Origin of the sequence: Streptomyces sp. NPDC059398, from assembly GCF_042751845.1 — a bacterium.
In the GTDB taxonomy this organism is placed as follows: domain Bacteria; phylum Actinomycetota; class Actinomycetes; order Streptomycetales; family Streptomycetaceae; genus Streptomyces.
On sequence record NZ_JBHYWP010000057.1, the window covers coordinates 40,674 to 50,687 of the forward strand.

Below are 10,014 nucleotides of genomic sequence, written 5' to 3' on the forward strand. Positions count from 1 at the left end.
GTCGCGTTGGGGTGCGGGGGGGCCGGCGCGCGCCCAAACGTGCAACCCCCCCGGGCCCCGGGAGACGTTGTGGGGCGGGGGGGGGGTCGGGGGGGCGGCCCCGGTGCCTCTGGCACACCGCCCCCTGCGCCCACGACCCGGAGGCATCCCCCATGCCCGCACCAGCGCAGACGCCGATCAGCAAGGTCGCCCTCGCCGGCGCCATCGGCACGACGATCGAGTGGTACGACTTCTTCCTGTACGGAACGGCCGCCGGCATCGTCTTCGACAAACTCTTCTTCCCCAGGTTCGACAGTCTCGTCGGCACACTCCTGGCCTTCGCGACCTTCGCCATCGGCTTCGTCGCACGCCCCCTCGGCGGAGTGGTCTTCGGCCACTTCGGCGACCGGGTGGGCCGCAAGACCGCCCTCGTCGTCACCATGTTCATCATGGGCGCGGGCACCTTCCTCATCGGCCTGCTCCCCACCTACGACAGCATCGGCGTCTGGGCCCCCGTCCTGCTGATCCTGCTCCGTATCGTCCAGGGCGTCGGGGTCGGAGGTGAGTGGGGCGGCGCGGTCCTGATGTCCGTCGAACACGCCCCCGAGGGCCGTAAGGGCTACTACGGGAGCTGGCCGCAGATCGGTGTCCCCGCCGGCCTCATGCTCGGGACCGGGGTGTACGCCCTGCTCTCCAGCTCCCTGTCCAGCGCACAGTTCCTCGACTGGGGCTGGCGCATCGCCTTCCTGCTCAGCGGCGCGCTCGTCATCATCGGGCTCTACATCCGGCTCCAGGTCTACGAGACGCCCGCCTTCAAGGCCGTCCAGGAGAAGGAGGACCGGGCCCGTATCCCGATCGTGGAGCTGCTGCGCACCTCGAAGCTCAACCTGCTGCTCGGCATGGGCACCCGGATGGCCGAGGGGATCGCCTTCAACACCTGGGGCGTCTTCGCCATCGCGTACACCACCACCGAACTCGATGTGTCGAGGACCCACGCACTGATCGGCGTGATGGTCGGCGCCGCCGTCTGCATCCCCATGATCCCGTTGTGGGGCGCGATCTCCGACCGGTACGGAAGACTGCGGATCTTCGGGCTCGGAACCGTGCTCTTCGGCCTCTCCGCCTTCCCGGCGTTCGCCCTCTTCGACAGCGGGTCCGCACTGGTCATCGGAGGCACGCTGGTCGTGACACTCGGTCTGTTCTACGGAGCGATGTACGGCCCGCAGGCGGCGCTGTACGCCGAACTCTTCCCGGCCAACGTCCGCTACAGCGGCGTCTCCTGCGTCTACCAGGTCTCCGGGATCTTCGCGAGCGGCCTCACCCCGATGATCCTCACCAGCCTGCTCGCGACCGGCGGCGGCCGCCCCTGGCTCATGTCCGTCTACATCGTGGCGATGTCCGTGCTCAGCCTGGTCTCCGTCGTCCTCATCGCCGTACTGCGCCGCAGGATCGGCGCGCGGACACCGCAGCCGGTTCCGGTGCTGCAGAGCTGAACCCCGAGGTACGGGGGAGGGGCGGGCAGGACGCACCGTCCGCCGTCCTCCACGGCGCCGCCGCGTTCCGGCAGGCCGTTCCGCCACCCGGCCGGACGGTCGTCCCGCCGGCCCCTCGGCCCCGTACATCTGCCCGTCGCGCCCCGCCCCCGATCCCCGCGGGGCGCCCCTGACCCACCGTGAGGTAGCGCTGTGCACACGTCCCGTACCCGAACCGCGGCGGAGATCACCGACGCACTCCGCCGCGCCGGTGTGGCCGAGGCCGACGACTCCCCGCTGGCCCGGTCGCTCTACGCGTCGGACGCCTCCCTGTACCGGGTGCCGCCCCGCGTGGTCGTACTCCCGCACGACATGGACGAGATCGCCGCGGTCCTCGCGGTCTGCCGGGAGGAGCGGATCCCGCTGACCATGCGGGGCGCGGGCACCTCCATCGCGGGGAACGCCGTGGGACCCGGCGTGGTCATCGACACCTCCCGGCATCTGAACCGGGTGCTGGAGATCGACCCGGACGCCAGGACCGCGCTGGTCGAACCAGGGGTGATCCAGTCCGCTCTGCAGCGGGCCGCCGCACCGCACGGTCTGCGCTTCGGCCCCGACCCCTCCACCCACAACCGGGCGACGCTCGGCGGCATGATCGGCAACAACGCCTGTGGCTCCCGGGCCCTCGGATACGGGCGTACCAGCGACAACGTCCTCGGCCTCGACGTCCTGGCGGGCACGGGGGAGCGGCTGCGGCTCGGCGCGGTACCGCACCCCACGGCCGAATCGCCCCTGCTCGACGGCCTGCGGGCCACGGTGGGCAGCGAACTCGAAGTCATCCGGACCGAGTTGGGCCGATTCCCCCGGCAGGTCTCCGGCTACAGCCTGGAACACCTCCTCCCGGAACGCGGCTTCGACATACCGCGGGCCCTCGTCGGCAGCGAGGGCACCCTGGCGCTGACCCTCGCGGCCCGGGTCCGGCTCGTACGGGACGAACCGGAGCGCATCCTGATCGCGCTCGGCTATCCCACGATGGCCGAAGCGGCGGACGCCGTCCCCGCGATCCTGCCGTACGCGCCGGTGGCCTGCGAAGGGCTCGACGCACGGATCGTCCGCGTGGTCGTCGACCGCAAGGGAGCCGCATCGGTACCCGAACTCCCCCGGGGAGAAGGGTGGCTGCTGGTCGAGCTGGCCGGTGAGAGCTCCGCCGCCCTGGTCGCCGAGGCGGGCCGGCTGATCGCGGACGCCGGGGCGCTGGACTCCCGTACCGTGACCGACCCCGCGCACGCCGCCGCGCTGTGGCGCATCCGCGAGGACGGCGCCGGGCTCGCCGCCCGTACCCCTGCGGGCGACCCGGCCCATGCCGGATGGGAGGACGCGGCCGTCCCGCCCGGGCAACTGGGCAACTACCTCAGGGAGTTCGAGTCCCTGATGGCCGAGCACCGGCTGACCGGGCTGCCCTACGGGCACTTCGGCGACGGGTGCGTCCATATCCGTATCGACTTCCCGCTCGGTGCCGCCGACGGGACACGCGTCCTGCGGGACTTCCTCTTCCAGGCCGGTGAACTGGTCGCCAGGCACGGCGGATCCATGTCCGGCGAGCACGGCGACGGGCGGGCGCGCGGAGAGCTGCTGCCGCTGATGTACTCCCCGAAGGCCATCGGCCTGTTCGAACGGGTCAAGGGCGTCTTCGACCCCGACGACCTGCTCAACCCCGGCGTCATCGTACGGCCCGACCCGGTGGACCACGCCGTGCGCGCCGCCGGCGCACGGCCGCTGCGCCGTAAGGAGCTCCCCACCCTCGGCCTCGCCCACCGGCACGACCGTGGCGATCTCTCGATGGCCGTCCACCGCTGTACCGGGGTGGGCAAGTGCCGCGCCGACACCACCGCGTCCGGCGGGGTGATGTGCCCCAGCTATCTGGCCACCCGGGAGGAGAAGGACTCCACCCGCGGCCGGGCCAGGGTGCTGCAGGACGTCGTCTCCGGCCGGCTCGGACCGGACGGCTGGCGCTCCCCGGCCCTGCACGAAGCGCTCGACCTCTGCCTGTCCTGCAAGGGCTGCTCGTCGGACTGCCCGACCGGGGTGGACATGGCCGCCTACAAGGCGGAGGCGCTGCACCAGAAGTACCGCCGCAGGCCGCGCCCCCGCAGCCACTACGCCCTCGGCTGGCTTCCCCGCTGGGCGCGTCTGGTACGGAAGCTGCCCGGCCTCACCCCGCTGGCCAACATGGTGATGCGCTCACGGGCCCTGCACCCGCTCCTGGTCCGCGCCGCCGGGGTCGATCCACGGCGCCAACTGCCGGTGTTCGCCCCCGAGACGTTCCGCGGCTGGTTCGCCCGGCGTCCCACGGCGCCGGCCGCCCGCAGCGCACGCCACGGCGATGTGGTCCTCTTCGTCGACACCTTCACCGATGCCTTCTCTCCCGGCACGGGGGCCGCGGCCGTCGCGGTCCTGGAGGACGCCGGATACCGTGTCACCGTCACCGGACAGCCTGTCTGCTGTGGTCTGACCTGGATCTCCACCGGCCAACTGGACGGCGCCCGAAGGCAGATACGGGCCACGGTACGGGCGCTCGCGCCGCACGTCAGGGCCGGAGCACTGGTGGTCGGCCTCGAACCCTCCTGCACCGCTGTGCTCCGTTCCGACGCGGCCGAACTCCTCGGAGGAGACGGTGCGGACGGGGACGAGGAGGGCGACGCGGACGCGAAGGCCGCGGCCGAGGTCGCCGCGGCCACCCGTACGCTGGCCGAACTGCTCGGCAGCACCCCCGGCTGGACCCCGCCCGACCTGTCCGGCACCACCGTGGTCGCCCAGCCGCACTGCCACCACCACGCCGTGCTGGGCTGGGAGGCCGACGCCGAACTGCTGCGTACGGCCGGTGCCACGGTCGAACGGCTCGGCGGCTGCTGTGGACTCGCGGGCAACTTCGGTGTCGAACAGGGCCACCACGACGTCTCCGTCGCGGTGGCCGGGCAGCAGCTGCTGCCCGCGGTCGGCCGGGCAGCCCCGGACGCCACGATCCTCGCCGACGGCTTCAGCTGCCGTACCCAGCTCGACAGCCTCACCGACCGCTCGGGTGACCACCTCGCCCAGCTCCTGGCGCGGCACCTGCGGTGACCACCCCGTCCGGCTTTCCGGGCAGTGCGGCGACGGGGGTGAGCGGCTGACCCGGGCGCAGCCGGCTCAGGCCGAAGGTGAGCGCGCAGTTCAGCAGGACGGCTATCAGGCCCGCGTTGATGCCCGCGAGGCCCGGGTCGGTCGCGTACAGGACGATGGAGGCGGCGACCCCGCCCACGATCCCCGCCGATACGGCCCAGGCCCGCACCCGGCGGAAGAACATCAACGCGATCCAGCCCGGCACCAGTTGGCCGAGCAGGTAGTACGTCAGATTCAGCACGGTCAGCATCAGCGTCGAAGCCGTCAGTGTGAGGACCGCCGCGGCGACCAGGAAAACCGCCACCGCGGCCGTCGTCCACCGGCGCTGGGCCTCGGGCCGTACGCGCGGCGCCAGATTCCTGGAGACGATGCCGCCGATGGACAGGGCGGTCACGGACAGGACCAGGATGCCCGAGAGGCCGGCGCCCGCCGCGACCACACCCACCAGCCAGCCGGGCAGCCGGTCCTGCACGACGGCCATGAAGACCGTGTTGGGGTCGTCGACCTTGGTGCCAGTGGCGAAGGCGAAGTACGCGGTGGCGACGAGGAAGGGGTACACGAGCATGTAGAGCGGCATCCACACGACCGATGACTTGATCGCCCGCTCCGACCTGGCGGTGAAGATGTACGTCGCCGAGAAGCCCAGATAGAAGGTGATGCTCTGGAAGACGATGGTGGTGAGCGCGAACACCATCGGAGAGCCGCCCATGGTGACCTGCGCGTGCGGCACCCGGCCGGAAGCGAAGATCCGCGAGGTGCCCCCGGCGGCCACGGTCACGATGACCCCGGCCACCACGATCCCGACGATCATCAGGACATCCTTGAGGATCGACACGAAGGCGGGGGAGCGCACCCCCGACACCGCGAGATACAGGAAGGAGACGGCCCCGGCCAGCACGACGGCCTGCACCGGGCTGAGGGGCAGTCCGAGCGCGCCGAGCACCACCTGCATCCCGATGAACTGGTACTGGCCCCACGGCACGAGCGCCACGAGCAGGGCGCCCGCCGTGACCAGCTCCAGGCTCCGGCTGCGGAAGTGCCGCCCGAACACGTCCGGGACGGTCATCGCGTCGTACCGCACGCCCGCACGCCAGATCAGCGGCGCGAGAAAGTAGCCCAGGGGATAGGCGAGCAGGATGTAGCCGAGGAACCAGACCCCGTAGCTCGCCCCGCCCGCGTAGATGCCGGCCGGAAAACCGATCATGGTGCCGATGCTGTAGACCTCACCGACCGCCAGGAAGTACAGCAGCCAGGGCGCGAAGGACCGGCCGCCGACCAGGTACTCACCGATGGACACCCTCCGCATTCCGCGCCGGGCGCTGAACGCGACCAGTACGGACAGCGCCAGGACCCCGAAGAAGACCGCCGCGATCATGTCCCGCTCACCTCCCGGTGTGCGGCGGGCGGCGGATCCTCCGGGTACCGGGGCCGGTCGATCCGCCAGGCGATCCACAGGCAGAAGCTGGTGAGGGGGAAGCAGAGGAACATCCAGAAGAACAGCAGCGGGATGCCGAGCACGTACACGGAGGTGTCGGCGAGCAGCGGCATCACCACCAGGACGGCGACGGCGGGCAGCCCGAGCCCGACCGCCAGGCTCCAGCGGTTCCCCTTCACCGCGTCTCCCCGTCCGACGGCGGGCGGCCGGCTTCGAGATCGGTGTCGCCGCGCCAGACCACCTCACCGCCGATGACGGTGGCGTCCACCCGGAGCGAGTTGATGCGGGCCGGATCGACCACCGCCGGGTCGGCCGAGAGCACCGCGATGTCGGCGAGTTTTCCCGGTTCCAGGCTGCCCTTGCTCCGTTCCTCGAAGCCGAGGTGGGCTGCCTGGCTGGTGTAGCCGCGCAGCGCGGTGTCCACGTCCACGCGCTGTTCGGGCCCGAGCTCCTCGCCGTCGCGCGTCATCCGGCGCACCGCGCACCAGATGCCTTCGAGCGGCGGCACCGGCACCACCGGTGTGTCGGAGTGCAGGCCGAACAGGACGCCGTGCGCCCGTGCCGAGGCCAGCGGGCTGATGCGCCGGGCCCGCCGCGGACCGAGGAAGCGGTCGCGGTGCCGGTCGCCCCAGTAGTACACGTGCTTGATGAAGAACGAGGCGAGCACCCCGGCCGCGGCCATCGTGTCCAGCTGCTCCTCGCTCACCATCTGGCAGTGCTCGATCCGGTGCCGCCTGTCGGCTTCCCCGGGGCCGAGGCCGAGCTTCGCGTACGCGTTGAGGATTGCCTGGATCGCGGCGTCCCCGTTGCCGTGCACGGCGACCTGCCAGCCGGCCTCGTGCAGGGTCGCGACGCGGCGGCTCAGATCGTCCTGCGGATGGATCAGCAGGCCGTTCTGGTCCGGCGCGCAGGCGTACCCCTCCGAGACACATCCGGTCAGTCCCTGCAGGGATCCGTCCGCGAACAGCTTGACCCCGGCCACCCGGAACAGATCGTCGCCGAGCCCCGCGATGCCCGCCTCGACCGGGCTGAGCGCGCCCTCGCCGAGACCGGGGAACAGGTCCTGTACGAGATAGGCCCGGATCCGGTTGCGCAACCGCCCCGATGCGTGCGCGACCCGGTAGGCGTCCAGCTCACCGGCCCCGCCCACCAGCCCGAGCCCGGTGTCGTGGACGGTGGTGACCCCGGCGGCCAGATAGGCGTCCCCGGCCAGCCCGAGCGCCCCCGCGAGATCCGCCGAGCCGGGCTTGGGCATGGCCGCGTAGGCGGCGAACGCGGCGGTCTCGGCGAGGACCCCGGTCGGCTCGCCGCCCTCGTCACGGCCGATCGCCCCGCCGACCGGGTCCGGGGACCCGCGGTCGATCCCCAGCAGCCGCAGCGCCGCAGAGTTCAGCACGCAGAAGTGACCGGAAATGTGCTGGAGGCAGACCGGATGGTGCGGGGACACCGGGTCCAGATCGTCGCGGGTGGGGTGCCGGTCGTCCGCGAGCAGGGTGTCGTCGTACCGGTAGCCGCGGATCCAACTGCCGCGCTCCGCACCGGCCACGGCCTGCTCGACCCGGTCCACGATGTCGCGGACGGCTGTGTTGGGCGGGCTCCCGGCGTCCACGTCGGCCGCCAGGGTGAGCCCGAAGAACGTCGGATGGTTGTGCGTCTCGATGAACCCCGGCACGGCGCAGCGGCCCCGCAGATCGAGCACCCGGGTCCGCGGGCCGACGAGGCCGAGCACCGCGGCGTCGGAGTCCACTGCCAGCACCCGCCCGTCACGGGCGGCCAGGGCGGTCCGGGTCGTACCACCCCGGTCCATGGTGCGCACCGTGCCGCCCAGCATCACGAGGTCGGCGGCTGCGAGGGGATCAGCGGTACGGGGGACGTCGGACATCGAACGATCACCACCTGAAGCAGGTCAACACCTGCGTAGCGGCAGCCGGCGGAGGGGGCCCGGCTGCGCGGAGCGGGCTGAGAAGGTCAACGGCGCCGGGCCCGGACGCCGCTGAATTCTCGCCATGCTCCCCGCTCAGCGGTGATCGCGGCAGGACCAGTTCGCGGTCACTTCCGGGAGTCCAGCACCGGGCTCGGCGCCGGTTCCGGGCCGGTCACGACGGGCTCGTCGGCCGTACGCGGCTGCCGCCGGGTGCGGTACGCCCGGATCCCGTACGCGCCCAGCACCACCGCGAGGGTCAGCACACTGGCGGCGAAGTCGGAGCGGGTGGAGGGCAGGACCGCCATCGCGACGATCACGGCGGCCATCGCGGCGATCGTGAACCAGCTCAGATACGGGAAGCACCACATCTTCAGCGTGAGCGACCCCGGGTCCTCGCGCTCCAGCCTGCGTCGCAGCCGCACCTGGGAGAGGGCGACCAGAAGGTAGACGAAGAGGGCGACCGCGCCGTAGGAGTGGACGATGAAGGAGAACACGGCGCCGGGCGAGACATACGCGATGATCACCGACACATAACCGAGCACCGTCGCGAGCAGGATCGCGCGCCGGGGTACGCCCCGCTTGCTGAGCTTGGTCAGGCCGTGCGGCGCGTCGTTGTTCTTGGTCAGTGCGAACACGATCCGCGATGCGCTGTAGAGACCGGCGTTGAGCGAGGAGAGCACCGCGACCAGGATCAGCACCCGCATGAGGTTGCCCGCGCCGGAGATCCCGATGTGCTGGAGCGTCGCCACATACGGGCCCTGGGCCACCGAGGGATCGTTCCACGGCACGATCGCGATGACGAGGAAGATCGAGCCCACATAGAACAGCAGCACCCGCAGCACCACGGAGCGGGTCGCCCTGGCCACGCTCTGCTGCGGGTCCTTGGACTCGGCGGCGGCCAGCGCGGCGATCTCGGCGCCGGTGAAGAAGCCCACCGCGGGAATCACGGCGGTGAGGACGGCGCCGACGCCGTGTGGTGCGAATCCGTGGTGCTGGGTGAGGTTGCCGACGTCGGCATGGGCGCCGGGCCACAGGCCGAGGACGAAGACCAGGCCGACGACGAGAAAGACGGTGATGGCGGCGACCTTGATCGAGGAGAACCAGTACTCGAACTCACCGAACGAGCGCACCGAGAACATATTGACCCCGGTGAGCAGCACCATCAGACAGAGGCTGACGACCCACAGCGGGATTCCGGGCAGCCAGGCATGGATCTGGCTGGCGCCCGCCACCGCTTCGAGAGCGACCACGTTGACCCAGAAGTACCAGTAGAGCCAGCCGATGGTGAAGCCGCCCCAATTGCCCAGGGCGAGCCGGGCGTACGCGTAGAAAGAGCCGACCGCGGGGCGGGCCACCGCCATTTCCCCCAGCATCCGCATGACGAGGATGACGAGCCCGCCGGCCAGCAGGAACGAGATGATCGCGGCAGGTCCGGTCTCGTCGATCACCACCCCGCTGCCGACGAAGAGCCCCGCCCCGATCACCCCGCCCAGGGCGATCAGTGTCATATGCCGCTGTTTGAGTGCGCTCCGGAGCCCGGCCCCTCCGGTCTCTTCGCGTCCGGTCTCGCCGGACCCGTTGTTCTCTGCCACGGGGACCCCTTACTTCGGAAAGTGCGTGGAGCTGCCGTCAGGAAATCAGCAGTGCCCGGCATGCTGGCCGAAAAGTAAATGCATGAGGAAGATCCAGAACGGGCCGCCGACCGGGTACCAGGGCCTGAATTCCGGCTCCCGCGCCCCTCTCACCGCCATCGCCTTACGTATTCCACCCGCGGCGCGGAGGGTGGAATTCCGGCCACGGGACAGGGAAAGCGTATACGGGCGCACACCTAGTGCCGCAGCACTAAGGGCTGTCCCGCAATCCCTGGCGGGCGCACGACGACAGCTACGGCGCCTCGCCGCGTTGTCGGAACGCCCGAATACATCCAGTATGCGGACGCCCCTCCGCCTTGCGATGCACCGCATCTGACGCCGCGCGCTGATCCACCAGGGATTACGGGACAGCCCTTAGGCAGCCGGTGCGGGGAGGGGACCCGTCCCCTCCCC

At 71.2% G+C, this 10,014-nt stretch carries 6 protein-coding genes; 2 read left to right on the forward strand and 4 right to left on the reverse strand.

The window, feature by feature from the left end; all coding sequences use genetic code 11:
• Positions 1 to 152 precede the first annotated feature (152 nt).
• Entirely contained in the window at positions 153 to 1,472 is a 1,320-nt protein-coding gene (locus tag ACFXBC_RS20710) for an MFS transporter (protein WP_385026149.1), read from the forward strand.
• Between the two features lie 192 nt (positions 1,473 to 1,664).
• Positions 1,665 to 4,571 carry an FAD-binding and (Fe-S)-binding domain-containing protein gene (locus tag ACFXBC_RS20715; RefSeq protein WP_385026152.1) on the forward strand — a complete coding sequence of 969 codons (2,907 nt, stop codon included), beginning with the start codon at positions 1,665 to 1,667 and terminating at the stop codon, positions 4,569 to 4,571.
• Here ACFXBC_RS20715 and ACFXBC_RS20720 read toward each other — a convergent pair.
• From ACFXBC_RS20720 to ACFXBC_RS20735, 4 genes are all read right to left on the reverse strand, one after another.
• On the reverse strand, positions 4,516 to 5,985 hold the full coding sequence (locus tag ACFXBC_RS20720) for a sodium:solute symporter (protein WP_385026155.1): 1,470 nt from the start codon (positions 5,983 to 5,985) through the stop codon (positions 4,516 to 4,518). The two genes, ACFXBC_RS20715 and ACFXBC_RS20720, sit on opposite strands and share 56 nt — an antisense overlap.
• Positions 5,982 to 6,224, reverse strand: a complete 243-nt coding sequence (locus ACFXBC_RS20725) for a DUF3311 domain-containing protein (protein WP_385026158.1) — start codon at positions 6,222 to 6,224, stop codon at positions 5,982 to 5,984. The genes ACFXBC_RS20720 and ACFXBC_RS20725 overlap by 4 nt, the downstream gene beginning before the upstream one ends.
• A complete protein-coding gene (locus tag ACFXBC_RS20730) occupies positions 6,221 to 7,927 on the reverse strand; it encodes an amidohydrolase (RefSeq protein ID WP_385026161.1) in 1,707 nt (568 codons plus the stop codon). Before ACFXBC_RS20730 ends, ACFXBC_RS20725 begins: the two co-directional genes overlap by 4 nt.
• A 167-nt stretch (positions 7,928 to 8,094) precedes the next feature.
• Positions 8,095 to 9,561 (reverse strand): amino acid permease, encoded by a 1,467-nt coding sequence (locus ACFXBC_RS20735; protein ID WP_385026164.1) that lies wholly within the window; start codon positions 9,559 to 9,561, stop codon positions 8,095 to 8,097.
• Positions 9,562 to 10,014: the final 453 nt, after the last annotated feature.